Origin of the sequence: Pseudomonas sp. FBF18, from assembly GCF_024261405.1 — a bacterium.
Classification (GTDB): domain Bacteria; phylum Pseudomonadota; class Gammaproteobacteria; order Pseudomonadales; family Pseudomonadaceae; genus Aquipseudomonas; species Aquipseudomonas palmensis.
The window spans coordinates 70,281-95,158 of record NZ_QKRS01000019.1 but is presented as its reverse complement, the minus strand read 5'-3'; the positions used below and the strand labels follow the sequence as shown (position 1 = coordinate 95,158).

At 63.4% G+C, this 24,878-nt stretch carries 32 protein-coding genes; 12 read left to right on the top strand and 20 right to left on the bottom strand.

All coding sequences use genetic code 11. From position 1 onward, the window contains the following. Positions 1 to 103 precede the first annotated feature (103 nt). On the top strand, positions 104 to 1,066 hold the full coding sequence (gene rlmF / locus DN387_RS22955) for a 23S rRNA (adenine(1618)-N(6))-methyltransferase RlmF (RefSeq protein ID WP_043862438.1): 963 nt from the start codon (positions 104 to 106) through the stop codon (positions 1,064 to 1,066). Between the two features lie 72 nt (positions 1,067 to 1,138). Here the strand turns inward: rlmF and DN387_RS22950 are convergent, their stop codons facing one another. Further along, complete coding sequence (locus tag DN387_RS22950) at positions 1,139 to 1,420, bottom strand: HU family DNA-binding protein (RefSeq protein WP_009398256.1); 282 nt, start codon at positions 1,418 to 1,420, stop codon at positions 1,139 to 1,141. Between the two features lie 408 nt (positions 1,421 to 1,828). Here DN387_RS22950 and yejK point away from each other — a divergent pair, with 408 nt between their 5' ends. After that, positions 1,829 to 2,836 (top strand): nucleoid-associated protein YejK, encoded by a 1,008-nt coding sequence (gene yejK / locus DN387_RS22945; RefSeq protein WP_043862439.1) that lies wholly within the window; start codon positions 1,829 to 1,831, stop codon positions 2,834 to 2,836. Here the strand turns inward: yejK and DN387_RS22940 are convergent. The 14 genes from DN387_RS22940 to DN387_RS22875 form a co-directional block, all read right to left on the bottom strand. Continuing rightward, positions 2,817 to 3,110: a GIY-YIG nuclease family protein gene (locus DN387_RS22940; protein WP_229589547.1), complete on the bottom strand. Its 294-nt coding sequence runs from the start codon at positions 3,108 to 3,110 to the stop codon at positions 2,817 to 2,819. The two genes, yejK and DN387_RS22940, sit on opposite strands and share 20 nt — an antisense overlap. A gap of 40 nt (positions 3,111 to 3,150) precedes the next feature. Beyond that, positions 3,151 to 3,621, bottom strand: a complete 471-nt coding sequence (locus tag DN387_RS22935; protein ID WP_043862441.1) for a nuclear transport factor 2 family protein — start codon at positions 3,619 to 3,621, stop codon at positions 3,151 to 3,153. A 152-nt stretch (positions 3,622 to 3,773) separates the two neighbouring features. Further along, positions 3,774 to 5,027 carry an MFS transporter gene (locus DN387_RS22930; protein WP_043862442.1) on the bottom strand — a complete coding sequence of 418 codons (1,254 nt, stop codon included), beginning with the start codon at positions 5,025 to 5,027 and terminating at the stop codon, positions 3,774 to 3,776. Positions 5,028 to 5,040: 13 nt separating this feature from the next. Next, positions 5,041 to 5,688, bottom strand: a complete 648-nt coding sequence (locus tag DN387_RS22925) for a FadR/GntR family transcriptional regulator (RefSeq protein ID WP_043862443.1) — start codon at positions 5,686 to 5,688, stop codon at positions 5,041 to 5,043. A gap of 130 nt (positions 5,689 to 5,818) precedes the next feature. Next, complete coding sequence (gene hisC / locus DN387_RS22920) at positions 5,819 to 6,865, bottom strand: histidinol-phosphate transaminase (RefSeq protein WP_043862444.1); 1,047 nt, start codon at positions 6,863 to 6,865, stop codon at positions 5,819 to 5,821. A 2-nt stretch (positions 6,866 to 6,867) separates the two neighbouring features. Next, positions 6,868 to 8,208, bottom strand: coding sequence for a histidinol dehydrogenase (gene hisD / locus DN387_RS22915; RefSeq protein ID WP_043862445.1), 1,341 nt, complete (start codon positions 8,206 to 8,208; stop codon positions 6,868 to 6,870). A gap of 126 nt (positions 8,209 to 8,334) precedes the next feature. Then, positions 8,335 to 8,970, bottom strand: a complete 636-nt coding sequence (hisG, locus tag DN387_RS22910) for an ATP phosphoribosyltransferase (RefSeq protein ID WP_043862446.1) — start codon at positions 8,968 to 8,970, stop codon at positions 8,335 to 8,337. Positions 8,971 to 9,067: 97 nt separating this feature from the next. Beyond that, positions 9,068 to 10,333, bottom strand: a complete 1,266-nt coding sequence (gene murA, locus DN387_RS22905; RefSeq protein ID WP_043862447.1) for a UDP-N-acetylglucosamine 1-carboxyvinyltransferase — start codon at positions 10,331 to 10,333, stop codon at positions 9,068 to 9,070. 23 nt (positions 10,334 to 10,356) lie between these two features. After that, positions 10,357 to 10,596, bottom strand: a complete 240-nt coding sequence (locus DN387_RS22900) for a BolA family protein (RefSeq protein WP_010223373.1) — start codon at positions 10,594 to 10,596, stop codon at positions 10,357 to 10,359. Positions 10,597 to 10,711: 115 nt separating this feature from the next. Further along, complete coding sequence (locus DN387_RS22895; protein WP_054916378.1) at positions 10,712 to 11,014, bottom strand: lipid asymmetry maintenance protein MlaB; 303 nt, start codon at positions 11,012 to 11,014, stop codon at positions 10,712 to 10,714. After that, on the bottom strand, positions 11,011 to 11,661 hold the full coding sequence (locus DN387_RS22890; protein WP_054916379.1) for a phospholipid-binding protein MlaC: 651 nt from the start codon (positions 11,659 to 11,661) through the stop codon (positions 11,011 to 11,013). Before DN387_RS22890 ends, DN387_RS22895 begins: the two co-directional genes overlap by 4 nt. Before the next feature lie 9 nt (positions 11,662 to 11,670). Beyond that, positions 11,671 to 12,138: an outer membrane lipid asymmetry maintenance protein MlaD gene (gene mlaD, locus DN387_RS22885; protein WP_043862450.1), complete on the bottom strand. Its 468-nt coding sequence runs from the start codon at positions 12,136 to 12,138 to the stop codon at positions 11,671 to 11,673. Beyond that, entirely contained in the window at positions 12,138 to 12,935 is a 798-nt protein-coding gene (gene mlaE / locus DN387_RS22880; protein ID WP_043862451.1) for a lipid asymmetry maintenance ABC transporter permease subunit MlaE, read from the bottom strand. Before mlaE ends, mlaD begins: the two co-directional genes overlap by 1 nt. After that, positions 12,935 to 13,744: an ATP-binding cassette domain-containing protein gene (locus DN387_RS22875; protein WP_043862452.1), complete on the bottom strand. Its 810-nt coding sequence runs from the start codon at positions 13,742 to 13,744 to the stop codon at positions 12,935 to 12,937. The genes mlaE and DN387_RS22875 overlap by 1 nt, the downstream gene beginning before the upstream one ends. A 256-nt stretch (positions 13,745 to 14,000) precedes the next feature. Here DN387_RS22875 and DN387_RS22870 point away from each other — a divergent pair, with 256 nt between their 5' ends. The 10 genes from DN387_RS22870 to DN387_RS22825 all read left to right on the top strand — a co-directional run bounded on the left by DN387_RS22870 (position 14,001) and on the right by DN387_RS22825 (position 21,018). Then, positions 14,001 to 14,975, top strand: coding sequence for a KpsF/GutQ family sugar-phosphate isomerase (locus DN387_RS22870; protein ID WP_043862453.1), 975 nt, complete (start codon positions 14,001 to 14,003; stop codon positions 14,973 to 14,975). After that, entirely contained in the window at positions 14,976 to 15,500 is a 525-nt protein-coding gene (locus DN387_RS22865) for an HAD family hydrolase (protein WP_043862454.1), read from the top strand. A gap of 8 nt (positions 15,501 to 15,508) precedes the next feature. Continuing rightward, a complete protein-coding gene (gene lptC / locus DN387_RS22860) occupies positions 15,509 to 16,081 on the top strand; it encodes an LPS export ABC transporter periplasmic protein LptC (protein WP_043862455.1) in 573 nt (190 codons plus the stop codon). Beyond that, positions 16,068 to 16,592 carry a lipopolysaccharide transport periplasmic protein LptA gene (gene lptA / locus DN387_RS22855; protein ID WP_054916380.1) on the top strand — a complete coding sequence of 175 codons (525 nt, stop codon included), beginning with the start codon at positions 16,068 to 16,070 and terminating at the stop codon, positions 16,590 to 16,592. The genes lptC and lptA overlap by 14 nt, the downstream gene beginning before the upstream one ends. Beyond that, on the top strand, positions 16,593 to 17,318 hold the full coding sequence (lptB, locus tag DN387_RS22850; protein ID WP_054916381.1) for an LPS export ABC transporter ATP-binding protein: 726 nt from the start codon (positions 16,593 to 16,595) through the stop codon (positions 17,316 to 17,318). It begins immediately after the preceding gene. A 188-nt stretch (positions 17,319 to 17,506) separates the two neighbouring features. Further along, the gene (locus tag DN387_RS22845; protein ID WP_043862458.1) at positions 17,507 to 19,000 is read left to right on the top strand and encodes an RNA polymerase factor sigma-54; all 1,494 of its coding nucleotides are present in this window, start codon (positions 17,507 to 17,509) and stop codon (positions 18,998 to 19,000) included. An 82-nt stretch (positions 19,001 to 19,082) separates the two neighbouring features. Then, the gene (gene raiA, locus DN387_RS22840; RefSeq protein WP_043862459.1) at positions 19,083 to 19,391 is read left to right on the top strand and encodes a ribosome-associated translation inhibitor RaiA; all 309 of its coding nucleotides are present in this window, start codon (positions 19,083 to 19,085) and stop codon (positions 19,389 to 19,391) included. A 12-nt stretch (positions 19,392 to 19,403) separates the two neighbouring features. After that, a complete protein-coding gene (ptsN, locus tag DN387_RS22835) occupies positions 19,404 to 19,868 on the top strand; it encodes a PTS IIA-like nitrogen regulatory protein PtsN (RefSeq protein ID WP_043862460.1) in 465 nt (154 codons plus the stop codon). 2 nt (positions 19,869 to 19,870) lie between these two features. Next, positions 19,871 to 20,725, top strand: coding sequence for an RNase adapter RapZ (gene rapZ, locus DN387_RS22830; RefSeq protein ID WP_043862461.1), 855 nt, complete (start codon positions 19,871 to 19,873; stop codon positions 20,723 to 20,725). Positions 20,726 to 20,745: 20 nt separating this feature from the next. After that, complete coding sequence (locus DN387_RS22825; RefSeq protein ID WP_043862462.1) at positions 20,746 to 21,018, top strand: HPr family phosphocarrier protein; 273 nt, start codon at positions 20,746 to 20,748, stop codon at positions 21,016 to 21,018. 15 nt (positions 21,019 to 21,033) lie between these two features. On the opposite strand, the gene DN387_RS22820 is transcribed toward DN387_RS22825, so the two are convergent. Genes DN387_RS22820 through DN387_RS22800 form a run of 5 tightly spaced genes read right to left on the bottom strand, consistent with a single transcriptional unit; the run spans position 21,034 to position 24,813 of the window. Beyond that, positions 21,034 to 21,927: a ZIP family metal transporter gene (locus DN387_RS22820; RefSeq protein ID WP_054916382.1), complete on the bottom strand. Its 894-nt coding sequence runs from the start codon at positions 21,925 to 21,927 to the stop codon at positions 21,034 to 21,036. Between the two features lie 11 nt (positions 21,928 to 21,938). Next, positions 21,939 to 22,550 carry a superoxide dismutase gene (locus DN387_RS22815; protein ID WP_043862464.1) on the bottom strand — a complete coding sequence of 204 codons (612 nt, stop codon included), beginning with the start codon at positions 22,548 to 22,550 and terminating at the stop codon, positions 21,939 to 21,941. A gap of 1 nt (position 22,551) precedes the next feature. Further along, complete coding sequence (locus DN387_RS22810; RefSeq protein ID WP_043862465.1) at positions 22,552 to 23,013, bottom strand: hypothetical protein; 462 nt, start codon at positions 23,011 to 23,013, stop codon at positions 22,552 to 22,554. 29 nt (positions 23,014 to 23,042) lie between these two features. After that, positions 23,043 to 24,419 carry a lyase family protein gene (locus tag DN387_RS22805; RefSeq protein ID WP_043862466.1) on the bottom strand — a complete coding sequence of 459 codons (1,377 nt, stop codon included), beginning with the start codon at positions 24,417 to 24,419 and terminating at the stop codon, positions 23,043 to 23,045. Beyond that, entirely contained in the window at positions 24,412 to 24,813 is a 402-nt protein-coding gene (locus DN387_RS22800; protein WP_043862467.1) for a hypothetical protein, read from the bottom strand. Before DN387_RS22800 ends, DN387_RS22805 begins: the two co-directional genes overlap by 8 nt. Positions 24,814 to 24,878 lie beyond the last annotated feature (65 nt).

Sequence of the window (24,878 nt, the reverse complement as noted above, 5' to 3'; positions counted from 1 at the left end):
CACAGCGACGCCATCGCGGGTCAAGCCCGCTCCCACCAGGAACTGTGCATGCAGCCCCTGTGGGAGCGGGCTTGACCCGCGATGCTTTTCACCGGACACAAACATGACCACACCCAACAAACCCACCCTGCACCCGCGCAACCGCCACCAGGGTCGCTACGACTTCCCGCAACTGATCAAGAGCAGCCCGGAGCTGGGCCGCTTCATGATCACCAACCCCCACGGCAAGCCGAGCATCGATTTCGCCGACCCCGAGGCAGTGCGCGTGTTCAACCGCGCCCTGCTCAAGGCCCAGTACGGCATCCAGCACTGGGACATCCCGGCCGACTACCTGTGCCCGCCCATACCCGGCCGCGCCGACTACCTGCATGGCCTGGCCGACCTGCTGGCCACCGACAACGGTGGCGAGATTCCGCGGGGTGCGATGATCCAGGCACTGGATGTGGGGGTCGGGGCCAACTGCATCTATCCGCTGCTGGGTCACGTCGACTACCGCTGGCGCTTCCTGGGCTCGGACATCGACCCGGTGGCCCTGGGCGCCGCCAAGGCCATCGTGCAGGCCAACGGGCTGGGCAAGGTCATCAGCCTGCGCCAGCAGGGCAATGCGCGGCAGATCCTCGCCGGCCTGCTCAAGAGCGACGAACGCTTCGACGTCACCCTGTGCAACCCGCCCTTCCACGCCTCGCGTGACGAAGCCACCCGTGGCAGCCAGCGCAAATGGCGGGCGCTGGGCAAGGCCGACCCCAAGCGCAAGCTGCCGGTACTGAACTTTGGGGGGCAGAACAACGAGCTGTGGTGCGAGGGCGGTGAAATCCGCTTTGTCAGCCAGCTGGTGAATGAAAGCGTGGCCCTGGGCCAACAGGTGCTGTGGTTCAGCAGCCTGGTGTCGAAGGCATCGAACCTGCCGGGTATCGAGGCGGCCCTGAACAAGGCCGGCGCAGTAGAGCACCGCGTGCTGGAGATGGGCCAGGGGCAGAAGCAGAGCCGCCTGGTGGCCTGGACCTTCCAGACACCTCAGGCGCGCGCAGCGTGGCGCCAGCTGCGCTGGACGAAACCCGCCCCCTAGGGGCATGCGCAGCACCCACAAAAAAACCGCGCCTGGCTCGCACCGGACGCGGTTTTCAGAAGCTGTTTACAATTACTTGTTTACAGCGTCGGTCAGCACTTTGGCTGGAACGAACTTGACGACTTTCTTGGCAGCGATTTCGATGGCAGCGCCAGTCGAAGGGTTACGACCGGTACGGGCAGGACGCTCGGTGATCTTCAGCTTGCCGATACCCGGCAGGGTGATTTCGCTGCCATTTTCCAGTTGATCAGCAACGATCTGGCCCAGTTGCTCAAGAGCGTTACGCGCGGTGGTTTTCGGCGCGTCGATAGCTTCGGCGATATCGGCGATCAGTTGGTCTTTGGTCAATGCCATGGTGGTGTTCCTTCCCTATCAAATTCAGTTGGTTTGCAGAGTGCAGCGTCAGCCATCGGCCCAGACCCGCGAGTCTTCGGCGGTCCGGGGTATATCCATTGCCAATCGCGTATGTAGATACACAAAAATGCGTTTGGTTCGACGTGACATCAGCGGTCTGCCAGCAATGCGCCACACGCGGTGCGCAAGACCGGGCAAAACTACCACACGAAGCGATAAATATCCGCCTCCCACAGGCCAAATGTTCTGGTTTTTCGGGGGTTTGCAGCAAATTTCGCAAAAAATCGCACAAAAAATGAACAACCCTTGCGTCGACACACATCCATACCCTGCTCAAGCCCCCGGCTGGGTTACACTTGGCCGCTTTGCAGCGCCGTATGTCGCGCCCTATTTTCAGCCGAGAATCCCATGCCGATCCGTCATTGCATCGTCCACCTGATCGACAAGAAACCCGATGGCAGCCCTGCCGTGCTGCACGCACGCGACTCGGAACTGGCCGAGTCGACCGCCATCGAGAACCTGCTGGCCGACCTCAACGACAGCTACAACGCCAAACAGGGCAAAGCCTGGGGCCTGTTCCACGCCGAGTCCGGCGCCCATCCGTTCAGCGGCTGGCTGAAGGAATACCTGGATGAAGGCAAGACCTTCACCGCCTTCAGCCGCGTGGCCGTCGAGCACCTGCAGAAGCTGATGGAAGAGTCGAACCTGTCCACCGGTGGCCACGTACTGTTCGCCCACTACCAGCAAGGCATGACAGACTACCTGGCCATTGCCCTGCTGCACCACAGCGAAGGCGTGGCGGTGAACGCCGACCTGGACGTGACCCCCTCGCGCCACCTGGACCTGGGCCAACTGCACCTGGCTGCTCGCATCAACATCTCCGAGTGGCAGAACAACAAGCAGTCCAAGCAGTACATCTCGTTCATCAAGGGCAAGAACGGCAAGAAGGTCTCGGAGTACTTCCGCGACTTCATCGGCTGCCAGGAAGGCGTCGACGGCCCGGGAGAGACCCGCACCCTGCTCAAGGCCTTCAGCGACTTCGTCGAGAGCGAGGACCTGCCCGAGGAAGCCGCCCGCGAAAAGACCCAGACCCTGGTCGAGTACGCCACCAGCCAGACCAAGGCAGGCGAGCCAGTGACCCTGAGCGAGCTGTCGGAACTGATCGACGAGGACCGCCCACGGGCCTTCTATGACCATATCCGCAACAAGGACTACGGCCTGTCGCCGGAGATCCCGGCCGACAAGCGCACCCTGAACCAGTTCCGCCGCTTCACCGGCCGCGCCGAGGGCCTGTCGATCAGCTTCGAGGCACACCTGCTGGGCTCGAAGATCGAGTACGACGAAGAGGCCGGCACCCTGATCATCAAGGGCCTGCCCACCCAGCTCACCGATCAGCTCAAGCGTCGCAAGGACTGAGCCCCGTCCAGGAGGCCACCAGTGCCTCCTTGGCCGACTTGCGCAGCTTCTTCACCAGGCGTTCCTGGCGCAGCGCCTCGGCCTTGTCCGGCCAGGCTTCCACATACACCAGCGCCACTGCCGGGCTGGTGCTGAAGTAACGCGCACCGCGGCCGCTCTGATGCGCATTGAAACGGCGCTCGGGGTTGTCGCTGATGCCGCAGTACAACGAACCGTTGGCGGTGCGTACCAGATAGACATACCAGGGTTTGCGAGAGGTGGGGGTTTCGGTCACGGGCATCTGCGTACAGGGGTGAAGGCGACAGCTTACCCCGTCAACGCCCGGCCTGAAATGCGCGCAGGCCTTTTGCCGCCTGTTGGCGAATCTTGCCCTGTACCAGCGGTGTCCAGCCCAGCAGCAGGCCCTTGGTACCCAGCGCCTGGCGGGCCCAGCGCCACAGGTCGAAATGATCGTGATGCTCGACGATCAACCCGTCGCGGATCACGAAACGTGCCTGAATGTCGTTGACCACCACGCGACCGGTCTGGCTGAACAGGTAGGTGGCCACCCAGTGCGCAGTGGCGCTGCGCTCGTCGGCGCGCACGCTGTCGAAGGTCAGGGAGAAATCCTTGGCGCGACTGGCGAGCATGCGCCACATGTCGGCGGCGTCCTTGCCACGCAGGGTACCGAAGGCCGGGTCGCTGAACACCACCTCGGGGCTGTAGCAGGCGACCATGGCCTCGGCGTCGAGGCGCTGGAAGGCCTGGTAGAAACGTGTGATCAGCGCGATGTTGGCGTCGCTCATGGGCGCGGTCCATTACAGGGGAACGGACGTGAACGATAGGCCGAGTGATGGCTGAAAGCTACGGGTATATACGGTGCGAATGATGTGCCCCATCGCAGGTCAGGCCCGCTCCCACAGGTGCAGTGCAGACCCGCGATGGCAGCCACGCGAAGTCAGACCCGTTCGCTGACCACACCCACCTGCAACGCCCGCCCGGCCTTGAGCCCGAAACCGATCGCACCCACGCCCAGCACCGCGAAGATCCAGCCCACTGCGTCCCAGCCACCGGTCACGTCATGCACCAGGCCCACCGCGAACGGCCCCATCGAGGCCAGGGTATAGCCGATGCCCTGGGCCATGCTCGACAGGTTGGCCGCCACATGCGAGTCCTTCGACCGCAACACGATCAGGGTCAGCGCCAGGGCAAAGGTGCCGCCCTGCCCGATACCCAGTACCACCGCCCAGCCCCACAGCCCGCCTAACGGGGCATACAGGCAGCCGAACAGGCCGGCCAGGGTCAGCAGCATCACCAGCACGATGGCCAGGCGCTGGTCCTTGCCACGGGTGGCCAGCCACGGCGCGGTCAGGGCACTGGCCAGTTGCACGATCACCGAACCGGACAGCACCAGCCCGGCCTCGGTCGGGCTCAGGCCACGGCCGATCAGAATCGAGGGCAGCCAGCCGAACACGATGTACGCCAGCGACGACTGCAGGCCCATGTACAGGGTCACCTGCCAGGCCAGCGGATCGCGCAGCAGCCCCCTCACCCGATAAGCCACCGCATGCTTGCCATGCCCGTGGCGCGCCTGGGGCAGCCAGAAAAGCGCCGCCACCACCGCCGGAATCAGCCAGACACCCAGGCCCAGCGCCCAGCTGTCGTCGAAGTGCTGGCTCAACGGCACGGTGGCGCCGGCCGCCAGGGCCGCGCCCAGGCACAGGGCCATGGTGTACACGCCGGTCAGGGCGCCGGCATGCTTGGGGAAGTCGCGCTTGACGATGCCCGGCAGCAGCACGCCAATCACGCCGATGCTGGCCCCGGCCAGGATGCTGCCGGCAAACAGCCCCACACTGCCCAGCGAGCTGCGCAGCAAGATGCCGCACGCCAGCGTGAGCAGAATGCCCAGCACCACCCGCTCGCTGCCGAAGCGACGCGCCAGGATCGGTGCCAGCGGCGCGAACAGGCCCAGGCACAGTACCGGCAGCGTGGTCAGCAGGCCGGCCTGCGAAGCACTCAGCCCCAGGCTGTCGGACACCTGCCCGAGCAACGGTGCCATGCTCGACAGCGCCGGGCGCAGGTTCAGTGCCACCAGTACCAGCCCCAGCAGCAACAGCCACGGGCGCTGCAGCACGGCGGGCGGTTGCAGCTGGGCGTCGTCGGCTTCGGCGTCGATCAGGAGTTCTTCGAGCGGCGGGTTGGGTTTGGGCATGGCTGTCTCTGCGTCAGGCTTCATTGATAAGGGTTCTGCTCAGGGCCTTGGCCCGTTCCGGGTCGCGTTGCTCGACCGCCTGCAGGATGTCGCGGTGCAGGTCGAACACGCCCTGGCAACGCGATTCGCGCATGTTGTGGTGCACGGCGCACGCCACCACGGCGGAGAAGTAGCGGTACAGCTCGCTCAATGCCGGGTTGTGTGCGGCGTCCACCAGGCGCTGGTGAAACACCAGGTCGCAGGCCACGTAGCTGTCGAGGTCGTCGTGAAAGTGCTCGGCGCTGTGCTGCAGGGCTTCATGCAGCCCCTTGAGGTCGTCGTCGGTGCGGCGCAGCGCCGCCAGCCCGATGGCCTCGGCTTCGAGGATGTGCCGGGTTTCGCGGGCCTGCTCGAGGCTGCAACGCGACAGCACCTGCACGGTGGCCAGCGGGTCGACATTGGCGCGCAGGTAGGTACCGTCGCCCTGGCGCACTTCGACCAGGCCGCTGAAGGCGAGCACGCGCATCGCTTCACGCACGGTATTGCGGCTGATGCCCAGTTCCAGGGCCAGTTCGGGCTCGGTGGGCAGGCGCTGGCCGACGGCCCAGGCGCCATCGGCGACGCGCTGACGCAGTTGTTCGACGGCCTGCTCGACAAGGGAGCGTTTGATGAGTTGAGTCATTGACGTGCTTACATCCAATCATCGGACGAATCTGAGGAGCGGAGAATAGCCTGTCGGGCCACGTCGATGCAATCGCCAGCTAGGCCGGCTCCCGCAGGAGCCCGCCTAGCTGGCGAAAGACAAGGCGCGATCAGTTCAAGGCGTCGAGCAGCGCCTGGTTCTGCTCGGGCGTACCGATGCTGATACGCAGGAACTGCGCGATGCGCTGCTGCTTGAAGTGGCGCACGATCACGCCCTGCTCGCGCAACTTGGCCGCCAGCGCAGCGGCATCCTGCTCGGGGTGACGGGCAAAGATGAAGTTGGCCGCCGACGGCAGCACCTGGAAACCGCGGTCGGTCAACTGCGCCACCAGCTGCTCCCGGCTGTCGATCACCTGACGGCAGGTCTGTTCGAAATACGCCTGGTCCTCGAACGCCGCCGCCGCGCCGACGATGGCCAGACGATCCAGCGGATAGGAGTTGAAGCTGTTCTTGATGCGCTCCAGCGCCTCGATCAGGTCCGGGTGGCCGACCGCCAGCCCGACCCGCAGGCCGGCCAGGGAACGCGACTTGGACAGGGTCTGGGTCACCAGCAGGTTCGGGTAGCGGTCCACCAGGCTGATGGCGGTCTGGCCGCCGAAGTCGATGTAGGCTTCGTCGACCACCACCACCGAATCCGGGTTGGCCTGCAGCATCTGCTCGACTGCCTCCAGCGCCAGCAGGCAGCCAGTGGGTGCGTTCGGGTTGGGGAAGATGATGCCGCCGTTGGCGCGCTGGTAATCCTCGACACGAATCTGGAACTGCTCGTCCAGCGCTACCGCCTCATACGGGATGCCGTACAGGCCGCAGTACACCGGGTAGAAGCTGTAGCTGATGTCGGGGAACAGCAGCGGCGCATCGTGCTGGAACAGGCCGTGGAAAATGTGCGCGAGCACTTCGTCCGAACCGTTGCCCAGGAACACCTGGCTGGCCTGCACGCCGTAGTAGCTGGCCACCGCCTGCTTGAGCCGGTCGCCATTGGGGTCCGGGTACAGGCGCAGGTTGTCGTTGAGCTCGCCGCGCATGGCCTCCAGCGCCTTTGGCGAAGGGCCATAGGGGTTTTCGTTGGTGTTGAGCTTGACCAGCTTGCTCAGCTTGGGCTGCTCGCCCGGCACGTAAGGCACCAGGTCCTTGACGAAGGGGCTCCAGAATTTGCTCATGCTCAGTTGCCCTCTTTATCGACAGGGGTGTGATCGCCAAGGATGCGGTATTCGGCGCTGCGTGCGTGCGCGCTCAGGGATTCGCCACGGGCCAGCACCGACGCGGTGCGACCCAGGTCCGAAGCGCCCTGCTCGGAACAGAAGATGATCGAGGAACGCTTCTGGAAGTCGTACACCCCCAGCGGCGAGGAGAACCGTGCGGTGCCGGAGGTAGGCAGCACGTGGTTGGGGCCAGCGCAGTAGTCGCCCAGCGCTTCGCTGGTGTGGCGGCCCATGAAGATCGCACCGGCATGGCGGATCTGCGGCAACCAGGCCTGCGGGTCGGCCACCGACAACTCCAGGTGCTCGGGGGCGATGCGGTTGGCCACCTCGATGGCCTGCTGCATGTCGCGCACGTGGATCAGTGCGCCACGGCCATTGATGGAGGTCTGGATGATCTCGGCGCGGTCCATGCCCGGCAGCAGCTTGTCGATGCTTGCGGCCACGCGGTCGAGGAACTCGGCATCGGGGCTGACCAGAATCGCCTGGGCGTCTTCGTCATGCTCGGCCTGGGAGAACAGGTCCATGGCGATCCAGTCCGGGTCGGTCTGGCCGTCGCACACCACGAGGATCTCCGACGGGCCGGCAATCATGTCGATGCCCACCTGGCCGAACACATGGCGCTTGGCGGTGGCCACGTAGATGTTGCCCGGGCCGACCACCTTGTCTACCTGCGGCACGCTCTCGGTGCCGTAGGCCAGTGCGGCAACCGCCTGGGCGCCACCGATGGTGAACACCCGGTCGACCCCGGCGATGCACGCCGCAGCCAGCACCAGCTCGTTGATTTCACCACGCGGGGTGGGTACCACCATGACCACTTCGGACACCCCGGCAACCTTGGCCGGAATCGCGTTCATCAGTACCGACGAGGGGTACGACGCCTTGCCACCCGGTACGTACAGGCCGGCGCGGTCCAGCGGCGTGACCTTCTGGCCCAGCACGGTGCCGTCGGCCTCGGTGTAGGTCCAGGAGTCCTGCTTCTGCCTTTCGTGGTAGCTGCGCACCCGGCGGGCGGCGGTTTCCAGCGCCTCGCGCTGCGCCGGGGTGATGCGGCTCAAGGCCAGCTCCAGGCGCTCGCGCCCCAGGATCAGGTCATCGATGGAGGTGGCCTGGACGCCGTCGAAACGCTGGGTGAATTCCACCAGCGCCGCGTCGCCGCGCTCGCGCACGGCCTTGATGATGTCCAGCACCCGCTGGTTGACCGCATCGTCAGACACGCTTTCCCAGCTCAGCAGATGATCCAGATGTCGGGCGAAATCCGGGTCAGCAGCGTTGAGTCGGCGAATTGCAGTGGACGTGGTCATGGCTAAGGCCTCGGTAAATGGCGGATGCTCAGGCGCCCTAAGCTACCAGTCCATCCGCGCGGGCACCCGAGAAAATTGGCTATGACGCGGATAGACGGGCGCGACAGCGAAGGTCGCGCGCAGGGGTCAGCCGCGGTGTCGCGATTCCACGGCCAGACGCAAGGCGTCGATCAGGCTCTGGATGCGTGCGTGCTGCATCTTCATCGAGGCCTTGTTGACCACCAGCCGGGAGCTGATGGTGGCGATCAGTTCCTGGGGTTCCAGGCCGTTGGCACGCAGGGTGTTGCCGGTGTCGACCACGTCGATGATCTTGTCGGCCAGGTTGATCAGCGGTGCCAGCTCCATCGAGCCGTACAGCTTGATGATGTCGACCTGACGGCCCTGCTCGGCGTAGTAGCGCTTGGCGACGTTGACGAACTTGGTGGCCACGCGCAGGCGCCCCTTGGGTTCGGCAGCGCCGATGGCACCGGCGGTCATCAGCTTGCATTGGGCAATCTGCAGGTCCAGCGGCTCGTACAGGCCCTGGCCGCCGTACTCCATCAGCACGTCCTTGCCGGCCACGCCCAGGTCGGCGGCGCCATGCTCGACGTAGGTCGGCACGTCGGTGGCACGCACGATCAGCAGGCGTACATCGTCCTGGGTGGTCGGGATGATCAGCTTGCGGCTTTTGTCCGGATTCTCGGTAGGCACGATGCCCGCCTCTGCCAGCAATGGCAGGGTGTCGTCGAGAATGCGGCCCTTGGACAGCGCGATGGTCAACATGGGAAACGTCAATCCTTAAGCGGCTTTAGCCGCCGGACCCGTGCAGGCGCCCGACGGCAATCGATTCTTGTGGCGCGTCCCTGCGCCGAGTGCAGGGCTAGCCCGGTACGCGACGGATCTTCGCGCCCAGCATCTGCAGTTTCTCTTCGATGCACTCGTAGCCACGGTCTATGTGGTAGATGCGATCGATCAGGGTGTCGCCCTCGGCGACCAGCGCCGAAATGACCAGGCTGGCCGAAGCCCGCAGGTCGGTGGCCATGACCGGAGCGCCCTTGAGGGTCTTGGTGCCGGTGACGATGGCCGTGTTGCCTTCGACCTGGATCTGCGCGCCCATGCGGTGCATCTCGTACACGTGCATGAAGCGGTTTTCGAAGATCGTCTCGATCACCGCGCCGGTGCCTTCGGCAATGGCGTTGAGGGAGATGAACTGCGCCTGCATGTCGGTAGGGAACGCCGGGTACGGGGCGGTGCGCAGGTTCACGGCTTTCGGCCGCTTGCCGTGCATGTCCAGCTCGATCCAGTCTTCACCGGTGGTGATTTCGGCACCGGCTTCCTTGAGCTTCTCCAGTACCGCCTCGAGGATGGTCGGATCGGTGTCCTTGACCTTGACGCGACCGCCGGTCACGGCAGCGGCTACCAGGTAGGTGCCGGTCTCGATACGGTCGGGCATCACGCGGTATACCGCCGAACCCAGGCGCTCGACGCCGTCGATGGTGATGGTGTCGGTACCGGCACCCTGCACCTTGGCGCCCATGGCGTTGAGGAAGTTGGCCAGGTCGACCACTTCCGGCTCGCGCGCGGCGTTCTGCAGCACGCTGCGGCCCTTGGCCAGGGCAGCGGCCATCATGATGTTCTCGGTACCGGTCACGCTGACGGTGTCGAAGAAGAAGTGCGCACCGCGCAGGCCGCCTTCAGGCGCCTTGGCCTTGATGTAGCCGCCTTCGACTTCGATCTTCGCGCCCATCGCCTCGAGGCCGCGGATGTGCAGGTCGACCGGGCGCGAGCCAATGGCGCAACCGCCAGGCAGGGCCACTTCGGCCTCGCCGAAACGGGCGACCATCGGGCCCAGCACCAGGATCGAGGCGCGCATGGTCTTCACCAGCTCATACGGCGCGACCAGGGTCTTGATGGTGCGTGGGTCGATCTCCACCGCGAGCTTCTCGTCGATCACAGGCTCGATGCCCATGCGACCGAACAGCTCGATCATGGTGGTGATGTCGTGCAGGTGCGGCAGGTTGCCGACGGTGACCGGGCCGTCGCACAGCAGGGTGGCCGCCAGAATCGGCAGCGCTGCGTTCTTTGCGCCGGAAATGCGGATTTCGCCATCGAGACGAACGCCGCCAGTGATAATCAGTTTGTCCATTGGAATCTCGCCGCCAAGTTGGCTCAGGTGCGCTCAGCCCAGGCTGCGCTGCTGAAAAATTTCATGGTTACCGCATGGATGCTGCCATCGGTGATCCACGGGTTCAGGTGAGCATAGATCTGCTGCTGACGTTTGACCGGGCTCAGGGCCGCCAATTCGTCACTGATTACGTTCAGCTGGAAGTTGCAGCCTTCGCCTTCAACTTCTACCCGGGTTCCCGGCAACTTTTCTTCAAGGAAGTTCTTAACTTCTACGGCCTGCATGCTCAACCTCAATCGGCGCCCTGTGCGCGCGGGTCGGCCATCATACAAAAAAGCCCCTCGCCTGCGAACCCCGTAAACGAGGACTCTGACAGAGGGGCCCGTCGCGCACCCGTATTTATTGACCGGCCAGCAGCTCGCCGAGCCCGTACACCTGAGCGATTTCGTGCATGCCATGGGGCATGCCGCGCACCTCAATGGTCTTGCCCGCCGCCTGCCCGTCACGGGTGAAGGCCAGCAGCAGGGACAGACCCACGCTGCTGGAAAGCTCCACCGCCGAACAGTCCAGCACCAGCGAAGGCTCGCGACTGGCAGCAATCAGGGCCCTGCCCTGCTTGCGCAGCACCGGGCCGGTGCGGTAATCCAGCACACCGGACAGGCTCAGCACGCCGGGTGCGGCAAGGGTGACTGCCGCACTCATTGGGCCTGCTTCTCGGCCGCTTGCTCGGTGGTTTCCTTGGCCTTGGCCACTTCGCCGGCCCAACCGTCGATGGTCTTGTCCAGGTCGTTGCCGTTGCGCTGCATGGCGTCGGCGAACTGGTCACGGAACAGCTTGCCGATGTTGATGCCGTTGACGATAACGTTACGCACCTTCCACTCGCCATTGAGCTTGGTCAGGGTGTAGGAAACCGGGTAGATGGCGCCGTTGTTGCCCTTGACCGTCATGTCGACGCTGGCACGGTCGTCGCCGTCCTTCTTCTCGGCGCCCACGGTGATGCCCTGGTTGTTGTATTCCAGCAGGGCGTTGCCATAGAACTGCATCAGGCTGCGCTTGAAGTTTTCCTGGAAGCGCTGCATCTGGGCCGGGGTAGCCTTGCGCGAGTACTTGACCGTCATGATGCTGCGGGAGATGCCATCGGCATCCACCACCGGTCCCAGGTTGGCGTTGAGCGCATCGTAGAACGCGCTGGGGTTGGCCTTGTACTGCTCCTTGTTCGCCTTGAGGTCGGACAGCAGTTGCGTGGTGGTGGTCTGGATCACTTCTTTGGGCGATTGCGTGGCCGCAACGGCCATCAACGGCAGGCTCGCCAGCAATACCAACAGGCCGCGTCGCAGGATGGAAATCATGGAAACTCCTTATTTAGCTTCTTTGCCAACGGTATTGAGCAAAAACTTGCCAATCAGATCTTCCAGTACCAGCGCCGACTGGGTGTCATGGATGGTTCCACCTTCCTTGAGCACCGCCTCCTCACCGCCCACGCTGATGCCGATGTACTTCTCGCCGAGCAACCCGGCGGTCAGGATCGAGGCGGTGGAATCGGTCGGCAGGTTGTCGACGCGTTTTTCCAGCTGCAACGTCACCCGACCGGTATAGGTATCGCGGTCCAGATCGATGGCCGTGACCTTGCCGATGGTTACACCGGCCATGGTCACTTTAGCTCTGACAGTCAAACCGGCGATATTGTCGAAGTAGGCGTAAAGTTTATAGGTATCGCTGCTCGGGCTGGCGGACAGGCCGCTGACGCGCAGGGCCAGCAGAAGCAGTGCCAGGATCCCGGCCAGGAGGAACAGGCCGACACCGATTTCCAGGGTGCGGTTTTGCATCAGAAATCTCCAAACATCAAGGCGGTCAGAATAAAGTCCAGACCCAGGACTGCCAGCGAGGCATAGACCACGGTCTTGGTAGTGGCACGGCTGATCCCCTCTGAAGTGGGCTCACAGTCATAGCCTTGGAATACGGCAATCCAGGTGACGACGAAGGCAAACACGAGGCTCTTGAGCACCCCGTTGAGTACATCGTCGACGAACGAAACGCTGTTCTGCATGTTCGACCAGAAGGAACCTTCATAGACTCCCAGCCAGTCCACCGCCACCCAGGACCCGCCCCAGATGCCGACCACGCTGAAGATCATCGCCAGCAGCGGCAGCGAGATGAAGCCGGCCCACAGGCGCGGTGCAACGATGTACTTGAGCGGGTCGACGCCGATCATCTCCAGGCTCGACAGCTGCTCGGTGGATTTCATGTTGCCGATTTCGGCCGTCAGCGCCGACCCGGCCCGCCCGGCGAACAGCAGCGCGGTCACCACCGGGCCCAGTTCACGCAGCAGGGTCAGGGCAACCATCTGCCCCACCGCCTGTTCCGAACCGTACTTGGTGAGGATGCTGAAGCCCTGCAGGGCCAGCACCATGCCGATGAACACGCCGGACACGACGATGATGGCCAGCGACATCACGCCGACCGAGTACAGCTGCTTGACCAGCAACTGGAACCCGCCGCCAATCCCGCCGCGCCCCACCAGGGCATGCAGCAGGAACAGGCAGGAGCGCCCCAGCACGGCCACCACGTCGATCGCGGAGCGACCAAACAGACGAATACGTTCGAGCAATGACTTTCTGCGCATCAACGCTTCCCCAACAGATCGGCGCGGTAATCAGGCGCAGGAAAATGAAAGGGCACCGGGCCATCCGGATCGCCTTTCATGAATTGGCGGATACGCGGGTTGTCCGACTCCATCAGCTCCTGCGGCGTACCCTGGCCCAGTACCTGGCCGTCCCCCACCACATACAGGTAGTCGGCAATGCTCGCGGTTTCTGCAAGATCGTGCGAAACCACGATGCTGGTGATGCCCAGCGCATCGTTGAGCAGGCGGATCAGGCGTACCAGCACGCCCATGGCGATCGGGTCCTGGCCGACGAAAGGTTCGTCGTACATGAGGATCTGCGGGTCCAGGGCAATCGCCCGGGCCAGCGCCACACGGCGCTTCATGCCGCCGGACAGTTCGTCGGGCATCAGTTCGATGGCACCGCGCAAGCCCACGGCCTGCAGCTTCATCAGCACGATGTCGCGGATCATTTCCTCGGGCAGCTGGGTATGCACCCGCAGCGGGAAGGCGACGTTCTCGAACACGTCGAGGTCGGTGAACAGTGCACCGCTCTGGAACAGCACGCCCATGTGCTTGCGCGCGTCGAACAGGTCGCTGCGCGACAGGGTCGGCAGGTTTTGCCCGGCCACCCACACCTCGCCGCTGGCAGGGCGCAGTTGCGCGCCCATCAGACGCAGCAGCGTGGTCTTGCCGCACCCGGAAGGCCCCATGATGCCGGTAACCTTGCCGCGGGGAATGCGTATGTCGACATTATTGAAGATGCTGCGCGCGCCGCGCTTGAAGGTCACGCCCTTCAATTCGACCGCGTAGGCGTTATCAACGCTCATCTAAACTCCTTGCGATGCAGCCTTTTCACTCAGACGCCAACCTCCTTCATGGAGGCACGCACGCTCCGAGCGGACCGAACAGGCGGCGAACTATAGCACCGCTGATAGAGCCACCCCAAGGCCATCACCGAGGCTGTTCAGCTCAAGTTAAGGCTCACTTAAGGTTTCTGGCAGAGCATCCTTGCAATCACAGGTGAGGCTTTGGCGCATTACCGCTATAATCCCCGCCTTTTCATCAGGCAATCCGATCTACGACATGAGCCAATCCACCGACCTGATCCAATCCGCACAGCGCACCATCCGTCTCGAGATCGAAGCGGTAGAGGGCCTGCTGGCCCATATCGACGCCGATTTCGTCAAGGCCTGCGAGCTGATCCTGGCCAGCAAGGGCCGGGTCGTGGTGGTGGGCATGGGCAAATCCGGGCACATCGGCAACAAGATTGCCGCCACCCTGGCCAGCACCGGCACCACGTCGTTCTTCGTTCACCCCGCCGAGGCCAGCCACGGCGACATGGGCATGATCACCCGGGACGACATCATCCTGGCACTGTCCAACTCGGGCACCACCAACGAAATCGTGACCCTGCTGCCACTGATCAAGCGCCTGGGCATCAAGCTCATCAGCCTCACCGGCAACCCCGACTCGCCGCTGGCCAAGGCCGCCGAGGTCAACCTGGACGCCCGCGTGGGCCAGGAGGCCTGCCCGCTGAACCTGGCCCCGACGTCCTCCACCACCGCTGCGCTGGTACTCGGCGACGCCCTGGCCATCGCCCTGCTCGAGGCACGCGGCTTCACTGCCGAAGACTTCGCCTTCTCGCACCCGGGCGGTGCCTTGGGCCGACGCCTGCTGCTCAAGGTCGAGAACGTGATGCACGGCGGTGACGAGCTGCCTCAGGTTCAGCGCGGCACGCTGCTCAAGGACGCCCTTCTTGAAATGTCTCGCAAAGGTTTGGGCATGACCGTGGTGCGCGAAAGCGACGGCCGCCTGGCCGGGGTGTTCACCGACGGCGACCTGCGCCGCAGCCTGGATCGCAACATCGACGTGCACACCACGCTGATCGACGAAGTGATGACCGTACACGGCAAGACCGCCCGCGCCGAGATGCTCGCGGCCGAGGCCTTGAAGATCATGGAAGACCACAAGATCAGCGCGCTGGTGGTGGTGGACACGCTCGACCAGCCGGTCGGCGCCCTGAACATGCACGACCTGCTGCGCGCCGGAGTGATGTAAATGAACGACGATCTGCTGCAACGCGGCAAGGCCATCAAGCTGGCGGTATTCGATGTGGACGGCGTGCTGACCGACGGTCGCCTGTACTTTCTCGAAGACGGCAGCGAATTCAAGACCTTCAACACCCTCGACGGCCAGGGCATCAAGATGCTCATGAACTCGGGCGTGACCACCGCGATCATCAGCGGGCGCAAGACGCCGGTGGTCGAACGTCGTGCGAAAAACCTCGGCATCCCGCACCTGTACCAGGGCCGCGAAGATAAACTGGTGGTGCTCGACGACCTTCTTGGTCAACTGGGCCTAAGCTATGAACAGGTTGCCTACCTGGGCGACGACCTGCCAGACCTGCCGGTGATTCGCCGGGTCGGCTTGGGCATGGCCGTAGCCAGTGCCGCTCCGTTCGTGCGCCAGCACGCCCATGGCGTGACCCTTGCGCGCGGTGGCGAAGGCGCAGCCCGCGAGTTCTGCGAACTGATCCTGCAAGCCCAGGGCAACCTGGACGCGGCGAATGCCAACTACCTGTAGAGCGATCCATGTTCAGTAAAAAGATCCGCAATATCGCGCTGTTCAGTGTGATCGCTGCCTTGTTTGCAGCGGTCGGCTACTGGAACATCAGCCCCGAGACGTTCCTCGACGAGCCCGCAGCGCAGGTCGACGAAAGCGCCATCGACTACTACGCCATCAATGCCCACAGCGTGCAGTTTCTGCCCGATGGCAAGCTGCAGTACGAGATGACCGCCGACAAGGTCGAACACCTCAAGGCCAGCGAAGTGACGCTGCTGACCACGCCGGACCTCAACATGTACCGTGGTACCGCCTACCCGTGGCACGTGCAGAGCACCCGCGGCGAGGTCAACCCGGACGGCACCGAAGTGGAACTGATCGACAACGTGCGGGTTGCCCGCACCGACGACCAGAACCGCGAAACCATCATTACCACCACCCGCATGACAGTCTTCCCGCAGAAGCAATATGCGCAGACCGAGCAAGCCGTTAGAATCGACGGCGCCGGTGGCACAACTACGGGCAAGGGAATGAAAGCGTATCTGAAAGACGGCAGGATGAACCTGCTGTCCAACGTAAGAGGACAGTATGAGGCTCGTTAAAACCCTCCCCTTTTTGCTCAGCCTGAGCGCAGCACTGGGAAGCGCGAGCGCCTGGGCCCTGCCGAACGACCGTGATCAGCCTATCCGTATCCAGGCTGACCAGGCTCAACTGGATGACAAGAAAGGCGTTGCCACCTATACCGGTGACGTGATCATCACCCAGGGCTCGATGATGATCAAAGGCAACACCGTGACCATCACCCGCACTGCCTCCGGCGATATCGACGTCGTGACCTCGGTGGGCAACCTGGCCTACTTCGAGCAGCAGCAGAGCGCGGCCAAGCCGGACAAGATGCAGGGCTACGGCAAGACCATTCAGTACAATGCGCCACAGAACCGCATCGTGCTGATCGACCGCGCCAAGGTCATCAATGAAGGCAACACCACCGAAGGCGAGAAAATCGTCTACGACACGGTGAAGCAGATCGCTACCGCTGGTCGCGGTGGCAAAGTCACCGAGTCGCGTCCGCGCATCGACATGGTGATCCAGCCGAAGAAGAAGGCCGAGTAGATGGCAACCCTCAAAGCCCAGCACCTGGCCAAGACCTACAAAAGCCGGCAAGTCGTACGTGATGTCAGCCTGTCCATCGACAGCGGCCAGATCGTCGGCCTGCTCGGCCCCAACGGCGCCGGCAAGACCACCTGCTTCTACATGATCGTCGGCCTGGTACAGGCCGACCAGGGCCGCGTGCTGATCGACGACCTGGACGTCAGCCACCAGCCCATGCATGGTCGCGCACGTGCCGGCATCGGCTACCTGCCGCAGGAAGCCTCGATCTTTCGCAAGCTGTCGGTGGCCGACAACATCATGGCGATCCTCGAGACCCGCAAGGAACTCGACCGCGATGGTCGCCGCAAGGAGCTTGAAAGCCTGCTGCAGGAATTTCACATCAGCCACATCCGCGACAACCTGGGCATGAGCCTGTCCGGTGGTGAGCGGCGCAGGGTGGAGATTGCCCGGGCACTGGCCACCGCGCCCAAGTTCATCCTGCTCGACGAACCTTTCGCCGGTGTCGACCCGATCTCCGTGGGCGACATCAAGCAGATCATCCACCACCTCAAGGCCAAGGGCATCGGCGTGCTGATCACCGACCACAACGTCCGTGAAACCCTGGATATCTGCGAGACCGCCTACATCGTCAACGATGGCCAGTTGATCGCCGAAGGCGATGCACAGACCATCCTGGCCAACGACCTGGTGAAAGAGGTGTACCTCGGCCACGAGTTCCGCCTGTAAGCTGCGGCACATGGCTGAACATGGCGCTGCCTGGGCGCTGGCAAATGGCTCCACCCGGGGTTAATTGTTCCAGCGCTCTAGGCAAACGCTTTGATTTCAGGCATATAATTTGCTTAAAGTTGGCGCCTCTCGCGCCCTTGTAGTAGATGGCGCCTGTGCGCCGGCGAATAAGGTGTTAAGCCCCAGCCATGAAACCATCGCTCGTCCTAAGAATGGGCCAGCAACTGACGATGACTCCTCAGTTGCAACAGGCTATCCGACTGCTCCAGCTCTCCACCCTGGACCTGCAACAGGAAATCCAGGAGGCGCTGGAGTCCAACCCGATGCTCGAACGCCAGGAAGAAGGCGAGGATTTCGACAACAGCGACCCGATGGCCGACAACGCCGAGACCAAGCCGGTTGCCGAACCTCAGGAGAGCAGCTTCCAGGAGTCCGCCCCCACGGTGGACAACCTCGAAGAAGGCGAATGGAACGAGCGCATCCCCAACGAACTGCCGGTCGACACGGCCTGGGAAGACATCTACCAGACCAGCGCCAGCAGCCTGCCCAGCAATGACGATGACGAGTGGGACTTCACCACCCGCACCTCTGCCGGCGAGAGCCTGCAGAGCCACCTGCTGTGGCAGCTCAACCTGGCACCGATGTCCGACACCGACCGGCTGATTGCCGTGACGCTGATCGACTGCATCAACAACCAGGGCTATCTCGAGGAAACCCTCGAAGAGGTGTGCGAGTCGTTCGACCCGGAACTGGACATCGAACTCGACGAAGTCGAGGCCGTGCTGCACCGTATCCAGCAGTTCGAGCCCGCCGGCATCGGTGCCCGCAACCTCAGCGAATGCCTGCTGCTGCAACTGCGCCAGCTGCCGCCGCGTACGCCGTGGATGGCCGAGGCGCAGCGCCTGGTCAGCGACTACATCGACCTGCTCGGCAGCCGCGACTACAGCCAGCTGATGCGTCGCATGAAGCTCAAGGAAGACGAACTGCGCCAGGTCATCGAACTGGTACAGAGCCTCAACCCGCGCCCCGGCTCGCAGATCGAGTCCAGCGAAGCCGAATACGTGGTGCCCGATGTCATCGTGCGCAAGGATTCCGACCGCTGGCTGGTCGAGCTGAACCAGGAAGCCGTGCCGCGCCTGCGGGTCAACCCGCAATACGCCGGCTTCGTGCGTCGCGCCGACACCAGCGCCGACAACACCTTCATGCGCAACCAGTTGCAGGAGGCGCGCTGGTTCATCAAGAGCCTGCAGAGCCGCAACGAGACGCTGATGAAGGTGGCCACGCAGATCGTCGAGCACCAGCGCGGCTTTCTCGACCACGGCGACGAGGCGATGAAACCGCTGGTACTGCACGATATCGCCGAGGCGGTGGGCATGCACGAGTCGACCATTTCGCGGGTGACCACGCAGAAATACATGCACACCCCGCGCGGCATCTACGAACTGAAATACTTTTTCTCGAGCCACGTGAGCACCTCCGAGGGCGGCGAATGCTCGTCCACGGCGATCCGCGCGATCATCAAGAAACTGGTCGCGGCTGAAAATCAGAAAAAGCCATTGAGTGACAGCAAGATCGCTGGTTTACTGGAGGCACAAGGCATCCAGGTAGCCCGTCGCACCGTCGCCAAGTACCGCGAGTCCCTTGGCATTGCACCGTCGAGCGAACGCAAGCGATTGATGTGACATCCCCTGAGATGTGCCACCGCAATTCAGTGGCAGGCGCAACACCTGCCTCTTATGCACCGGCAACAAAAGGAGAAGCTGTATGCAAGTCAATATCAGTGGACAGCATGTAGAAGTCACTCCGCCACTGCGCGAGTATGTCGAGCAGAAGCTGAAACGACTGGAGGGTCACTTCGACAAGATCACCAACGTGACGGTGATCATGAAGGTCGAAAAGCTTCAGCAGAAAATTGAGGCTACCTTGCAGATCCCGGGCGGCGAAGTGGTTGCCAACGCCGAACATCAAGACATGTATGCAGCGATCGACGCCCTTACCGACAAGCTCGACCGCCAACTGAAAAAACACAAGGAAAAACAGCAAAGCCTCCTGCAAGGTGCAGCGGCCCGCTGATCCCCCCCACCCATGATCCGACTAGAAGATATCCTGACCCCCGGCCGTTCCCTCGTGAACGTGCCGGGCGGCAGTAAAAAGCGTGCGCTCGAACAGATTGCCAATCTGATCGGCAAGGAAGTACCCGAGCTGGACACCCAAACCGTGTTCGAGAGCCTGATCGCCCGTGAAAAACTGGGTTCGACCGGCTTCGGCAATGGTATCGCCATCCCGCACTGCCGCTTGAAAGGTTGTGAAAAACCGGTAAGCGCCCTGCTGCACCTGGACGCTCCCATCGACTTCGACGCCATCGATGGCGCTCCCGTCGACCTGCTGTTTCTGCTGCTGGTCCCGGAAGCCGCCACCGATGCGCACCTTGAGCTGCTGCGCCAGATCGCCAGCATGCTCGACCGCAAGGACGTGCGCGACAAACTGCGCGCGGCCACCGATAGCCAATCCCTGTACCAGGTCGTACTGGACGTGCAAAACGGGCACTGAACATGCGCTTGATCATCGTCAGCGGTCGCTCCGGCTCCGGCAAGAGCACCGCGCTCGCGGTACTTGAGGACAACGGCTACTACTGCATCGACAACCTGCCTGCCGGGCTGTTGCCGCAACTGGCCGAAAACGCACTGATCAATACCGAGCTGCTGCAGCCGCTGGTGGCCGTTTCCATCGACGCGCGCAACCTGCCCAGCCACCTGAGCCGCTTCCCCGAGCTGCTGGAGGATGCCCGCAGCAAGCACATTCATTGCGATGTGGTGTACCTGGACGCCGACGAGGAAACCCTGCTCAAGCGCTTCTCGGAGACGCGCCGACGCCACCCGCTGACCAACACGCAACGCTCCCTGGCCGAAGCCATCCGGGTAGAGAGCGACCTGCTGGGGCCGATCGCCGACCTGGCCGACCTCAAGATCGACACCACCAACCTCAACCTGTACCAGCTGCGCGACTCGATCAAGCTGCGCCTGCTCAACCAGCCCGAGCCGGGCACGGCGTTTCTGGTGGAGTCGTTCGGCTTCAAGCGTGGCATGCCGGTCGACGCCGATCTGGTGTTCGATGTGCGCTGCCTGCCCAACCCCTATTGGAAGCCCGAGCTGCGGGATCATTCGGGGTTGGAGCAACCGGTCATCGACTACCTGGCCGCGCAACCGGACGTCGAGGAGATGTTCCAGGACATTTCGTCGTACCTGCTCAAGTGGCTGCCACGGTTCGCCGCCAGCAACCGGGCCTATGTCACCATCGCCATCGGCTGCACCGGCGGTCATCATCGCTCGGTGTACATCACCGAACGCCTGGGCCAGGTGCTGCAACAAACATTGAAGAACGTCCAGGTTCGCCACCGCGACCTCTAGCCCTCAGGATCCCGCCCGCGATGCCCGCCATTGAAATCGAGATTATCAACAAGCTGGGGCTGCACGCCCGGGCAGCGGCCAAGTTCGTTGGCGTGGCGGGCAAGTACCCGTGTTCGGTGCGTGTAGGCCGTACCCCGGAGTCGATGGTCGATGGCAAGAGCATCATGGCCGTGATGATGCTCGCCGCCGGCAAGGGCACGAGCATCCACCTCAAGACCGAAGGCGAACAGGAAGCCGAAGCGCTGCAAGGCCTGGTCGAACTGATCAACAACTATTTCGACGAAGGCGAGTAACCTCGCCTTCTCGCTTCAGGACAACGCGGTATCCATCACCATCATCAGGCAGAACCCGATGCACAGCCCCAGGCTGGCCAGGCGATGATTGCCGTTGCTGCGTGACTCGGGAATGATCTCCTGGGTCACCACCAGCAACATGGCCCCGGCAGCGAAAGCCAGGCCCAGCGGCAGCATCAGTTCGGCGACGCTCACCACCCACGCGCACAGCACCGCCGCCAGTGGCTCCACCAGCCCGGATGCCGCGCCGATCAGAAACGCCTTGAAACGGCCCATCCCCGCTCCAGCCAGCACCAGCGCGATCACCAGCCCCTCTGGCACATCCTGCAGGGCGATACCCATGGCCAGGCTGTCGGCATCCGGCATGCCGCCACCGGCCGACACCCCGATGGCCATGCCTTCGGGGATGTTGTGGGCAATGATGGCAATCACGAACACCCAGATGCGCGCCGGAATCACCGGCCTGCCGGGCACGGCGACCAGGTCGTCCGGTGTTGCGCCCGAGACCCTGCGGTCCACCAGGTAGATGCAGAACGCACCGAACAGCAGGCCGAAGCTGATCAGGCCACCTACCCCCCATTTGCCGAAGCCGACCGCCTGTGCGGCGTCCAGCCCCGGGATGATCAACGAAAACGCCGTGGCGGCCAGCATCACGCCTGCGCCGAACCCCATCAGGGTATCGGCCACGGCCACCGGCATGCTGCGAATCACCAACACCGGCACTGCGCCCAGGGCGGTGCCCAGCGCACACATGGCCCCGCCCTCAAGCGCACGCAACATCCGCGGTTCCAGGTCCAGCCAGGCGAAGCCCTGTACCAGCAGCAACGCCGTCCCCACCAACAGCAGCAGTGTGCCCAGCGCCAACCTGAACAGGCGCACACCGCCAATGGCCATCACCTCCGAGCGCATGCCGCTAGGACTCACACCAGGGCAGCAACGTAGCGACGCTCTACTTCGGACCAGTTGATCACGTTGTAGAAGGCGCCGATGTATTCGGGGCGACGGTTCTGGTACAGCAGGTAGTAGGCATGCTCCCACACGTCCAGGCCAAGAATGGGCGTATTGCCATTCATCAGCGGGCTGTCCTGGTTGCCGCTGCTCTCTACCACCAGGGTTTTCTGCGGCGTTACGCTCAGCCACGCCCAGCCACTGCCGAAGCGGGTCAGCGCAGCCTTGGTGAAGGCGTCCTTGAATGCCTCGAAACCGCCCAGCTGGTCATCGATCGCCTCGCCCACTGCGCCGTGGGGCTGACCGCCGCCGCCGGGCGCCATCACCGTCCAGAACAGACTGTGGTTGGCATGCCCGCCGCCCTGGTTGATCACTGCGGCCTGCAGATTCTGCGGCAGGCTCTTGACGCTGGCGACCAGCTGCTCGATCGGCCACTCGGCGTATTCAGTGCCCTCGATGGCGGCATTGAGGTTGTTGATGTAGGTCTGGTGGTGCTTGCTGTGGTGAATCTGCATGGTCTGGGTGTCGATGTGCGGTTCCAGCGCATCGTAGGCGTACGGCAATGCAGGCAAGGTATGCGGCATATCAGTGGGTTCCATAATGAAGGGCTGGGGGCTGTAGTTGTTCCTGGCCGGCAAACAGTGCCGGCTGCGCCCCCTGGCGGTAGAGCAGGCGTTCGGTACGGGGGTACTGGCCATACTCGCTGATGAAATTGAGCAGTTCGGTGTAGGTCTTGCTGCTCTGGCGCAGCGCCGCATCGCGCAGCAACGGCGAAAGGCGCTGATCCTGGCTGGCCTGCAACAGGCGCTGGTGGATGGCGCACAGGTACTCGGCGCTCTCCTGCGGCTGCTTGAGGCGCAAATGCAGGTCGGCCAGGTTGTGGTGCGAAATCACACAGGCGGCCACCGCCTCGTCGGCGTCCTGCCAGCGCTCGAACAACACCTGGGCCAAGGCCAGGGCCTGCAAGTACAACTCGCGGGCATCCACCAGATCGCCCTGTTGGAACAGGCGGTTGGCTATTTCAGTGGTGCGTTTCCAATGCTGCATGACAGAAACCTCCGAAGCGGTGGGCGGTGTCAGATACCGCCGGCCGTGAGTTTTTCAGGGTCGAGCAGGACTTCCAGCTGGCTGCGCGGCAGGTCGGTGTGTTCCAGCGCAACCTCGATGATCGGGCGCCCCTGCTTGTAGGCGGTCTTGGCGATTTCGGCAGCCTTCTGGTAGCCGATGATCGGGTTCAGCGCGGTCACCAGGATCGGGTTGCGCGCCAGGGCTTCCTTGAGCTTGGGTTCGTTGACCTTGAAGGTGGCGATGGCCTTGTCGGCCAGCAGACGGCTCACATTGGCCATCAGCTCGATGCTGCCCAGCAGGTTCTGCGCAATGATCGGCAGCATCACGTTCAGTTCGAAGTTGCCCGACTGGCCCGCCACGGCGATGGCCGCATCGTTGCCGATGACCTGCGCGGCCACCATGGCGGTGGCTTCCGGAATCACCGGGTTGACCTTGCCCGGCATGATCGAGGAGCCGGGCTGCAGCCCTTCAAGCTCGATCTCGCCCAGCCCGGCAAGCGGGCCGGAGTTCATCCAGCGCAGGTCGTTGGCGATCTTCATCAGGGCCACGGCGGTGGCCTTGAGCTGGCCGGAAACAGCCACGGCGGTGTCTTGCGAGCCGATCAGGGCAAACAGGTTTTCCCCCGGCACGAACTGCACCCCGGTCAGGCCGCTCAGTTGCTGGCTGAAACGCGCGGCGAACGCGGGGTGGGCGTTGATCCCGGTGCCCACCGCAGTGCCGCCCTGGGCCAGGGCCTGCAGGCTTGGCAGGGTGTCGTTCAGGTGACCGATGCCCGCCTTGACCTGTGCCGCCCAGCCGCCCAGCACCTGGCTCATGCGCACGGGCATGGCGTCCATCAGGTGGGTGCGACCGGTCTTGATGAACGGGTGCACCTGCTCGGCCTTGTGCTCGATCACCTGCACCAGGTGCCTGAGCGCCGGCAGCAGTTGTTCGTGCAGGGCCAGCGCGGCGCTCACGTGGATGGTGGTGGGGATGATGTCGTTGCTGCTCTGGCCGCAGTTGACATGGTCATTGGGGTTTACCGTGTCGCCCAGCACACGGCTGGCCAGGGTCGCGATCACCTCGTTGGCATTCATGTTGGAGCTGGTGCCGGAGCCGGTCTGGTACACGTCGACCGGGAAGTGCTGCATGAAATCGCCAGCCAGCAACTGTTCCACGGCGGTGACGATGGCAGCGCCCTGTGCCTGGCTGATCTGCTCCAGCTCGACGTTGGCCTTGGCGGCGGCGGCCTTGGCCAGCAGCAGGGCCCGGATGAACTGGGTCGGCATGCGCTGCTGGCTGATCGGGAAGTTGTTCACCGCGCGCTGGGTCTGGGCGCCATACAGGGCCTCGGCCGGCACCTGCAGCTCACCCATGCTGTCACGCTCGATACGGGTATTACTCATCATCAAGTCCTTGCATCAGTTCAGCGAAAGAAATCGAAGGCAGCAGCGTGCAGTTCGCCAGTTGCAGGGCGAAGGGCTGCCAGCGCTGGCCGTGCTCGCCGCCGTCGAGCTTGCGCAGCTGCAGCAGCGGCTTCCAGGCCTGGTCCAGGCACAAGCAACGCCAATGCCACGGCAGCATGCGGTCGCACGCGGTGTCGAGCAGCAGGCGGAAGGAAGTCAAGGCGACGGTCCAGGCCGAGGTCTCGGTGCAGCAGACCAGGTAGCGACCTTCGGCCAGGTAGTGTTCGATCAGGCGCGGCTCGTCGGGCTCGAGGGCACAGCGAATTCGCCGGCTCAGCCAGCGCCAGTTTTCGAGGTAGGGCAATTCGTGAAGGACAGGTCTCATGAACATCATCGCCTAGATAATGATAGTCATTATTAAGTGATAATTAGAATCAGTTCAAGTGCGACCAAAGGCGA

Coding starts and splice junctions, on each gene's coding strand:
- rlmF (WP_043862438.1), top strand. CDS start 104: ATGACCACACCCAACAAACCCACCCTGCACCCGCGCAACCGCCACCAG.
- DN387_RS22950 (WP_009398256.1), bottom strand. CDS start 1,420: ATGGCATTGACCAAAGACCAACTGATCGCCGATATCGCCGAAGCTATC.
- yejK (WP_043862439.1), top strand. CDS start 1,829: ATGCCGATCCGTCATTGCATCGTCCACCTGATCGACAAGAAACCCGAT.
- DN387_RS22935 (WP_043862441.1), bottom strand. CDS start 3,621: ATGAGCGACGCCAACATCGCGCTGATCACACGTTTCTACCAGGCCTTC.
- DN387_RS22930 (WP_043862442.1), bottom strand. CDS start 5,027: ATGCCCAAACCCAACCCGCCGCTCGAAGAACTCCTGATCGACGCCGAA.
- DN387_RS22925 (WP_043862443.1), bottom strand. CDS start 5,688: ATGACTCAACTCATCAAACGCTCCCTTGTCGAGCAGGCCGTCGAACAA.
- hisC (WP_043862444.1), bottom strand. CDS start 6,865: ATGAGCAAATTCTGGAGCCCCTTCGTCAAGGACCTGGTGCCTTACGTG.
- hisD (WP_043862445.1), bottom strand. CDS start 8,208: ATGACCACGTCCACTGCAATTCGCCGACTCAACGCTGCTGACCCGGAT.
- hisG (WP_043862446.1), bottom strand. CDS start 8,970: ATGTTGACCATCGCGCTGTCCAAGGGCCGCATTCTCGACGACACCCTG.
- murA (WP_043862447.1), bottom strand. CDS start 10,333: ATGGACAAACTGATTATCACTGGCGGCGTTCGTCTCGATGGCGAAATC.
- DN387_RS22900 (WP_010223373.1), bottom strand. CDS start 10,596: ATGCAGGCCGTAGAAGTTAAGAACTTCCTTGAAGAAAAGTTGCCGGGA.
- DN387_RS22895 (WP_054916378.1), bottom strand. CDS start 11,014: ATGAGTGCGGCAGTCACCCTTGCCGCACCCGGCGTGCTGAGCCTGTCC.
- DN387_RS22890 (WP_054916379.1), bottom strand. CDS start 11,661: ATGATTTCCATCCTGCGACGCGGCCTGTTGGTATTGCTGGCGAGCCTG.
- mlaD (WP_043862450.1), bottom strand. CDS start 12,138: ATGCAAAACCGCACCCTGGAAATCGGTGTCGGCCTGTTCCTCCTGGCC.
- mlaE (WP_043862451.1), bottom strand. CDS start 12,935: ATGCGCAGAAAGTCATTGCTCGAACGTATTCGTCTGTTTGGTCGCTCC.
- DN387_RS22875 (WP_043862452.1), bottom strand. CDS start 13,744: ATGAGCGTTGATAACGCCTACGCGGTCGAATTGAAGGGCGTGACCTTC.
- DN387_RS22870 (WP_043862453.1), top strand. CDS start 14,001: ATGAGCCAATCCACCGACCTGATCCAATCCGCACAGCGCACCATCCGT.
- DN387_RS22865 (WP_043862454.1), top strand. CDS start 14,976: ATGAACGACGATCTGCTGCAACGCGGCAAGGCCATCAAGCTGGCGGTA.
- lptC (WP_043862455.1), top strand. CDS start 15,509: ATGTTCAGTAAAAAGATCCGCAATATCGCGCTGTTCAGTGTGATCGCT.
- lptA (WP_054916380.1), top strand. CDS start 16,068: ATGAGGCTCGTTAAAACCCTCCCCTTTTTGCTCAGCCTGAGCGCAGCA.
- lptB (WP_054916381.1), top strand. CDS start 16,593: ATGGCAACCCTCAAAGCCCAGCACCTGGCCAAGACCTACAAAAGCCGG.
- DN387_RS22845 (WP_043862458.1), top strand. CDS start 17,507: ATGAAACCATCGCTCGTCCTAAGAATGGGCCAGCAACTGACGATGACT.
- raiA (WP_043862459.1), top strand. CDS start 19,083: ATGCAAGTCAATATCAGTGGACAGCATGTAGAAGTCACTCCGCCACTG.
- ptsN (WP_043862460.1), top strand. CDS start 19,404: ATGATCCGACTAGAAGATATCCTGACCCCCGGCCGTTCCCTCGTGAAC.
- rapZ (WP_043862461.1), top strand. CDS start 19,871: ATGCGCTTGATCATCGTCAGCGGTCGCTCCGGCTCCGGCAAGAGCACC.
- DN387_RS22825 (WP_043862462.1), top strand. CDS start 20,746: ATGCCCGCCATTGAAATCGAGATTATCAACAAGCTGGGGCTGCACGCC.
- DN387_RS22820 (WP_054916382.1), bottom strand. CDS start 21,927: ATGCGCTCGGAGGTGATGGCCATTGGCGGTGTGCGCCTGTTCAGGTTG.
- DN387_RS22815 (WP_043862464.1), bottom strand. CDS start 22,550: ATGCCGCATACCTTGCCTGCATTGCCGTACGCCTACGATGCGCTGGAA.
- DN387_RS22810 (WP_043862465.1), bottom strand. CDS start 23,013: ATGCAGCATTGGAAACGCACCACTGAAATAGCCAACCGCCTGTTCCAA.
- DN387_RS22805 (WP_043862466.1), bottom strand. CDS start 24,419: ATGAGTAATACCCGTATCGAGCGTGACAGCATGGGTGAGCTGCAGGTG.
- DN387_RS22800 (WP_043862467.1), bottom strand. CDS start 24,813: ATGATGTTCATGAGACCTGTCCTTCACGAATTGCCCTACCTCGAAAAC.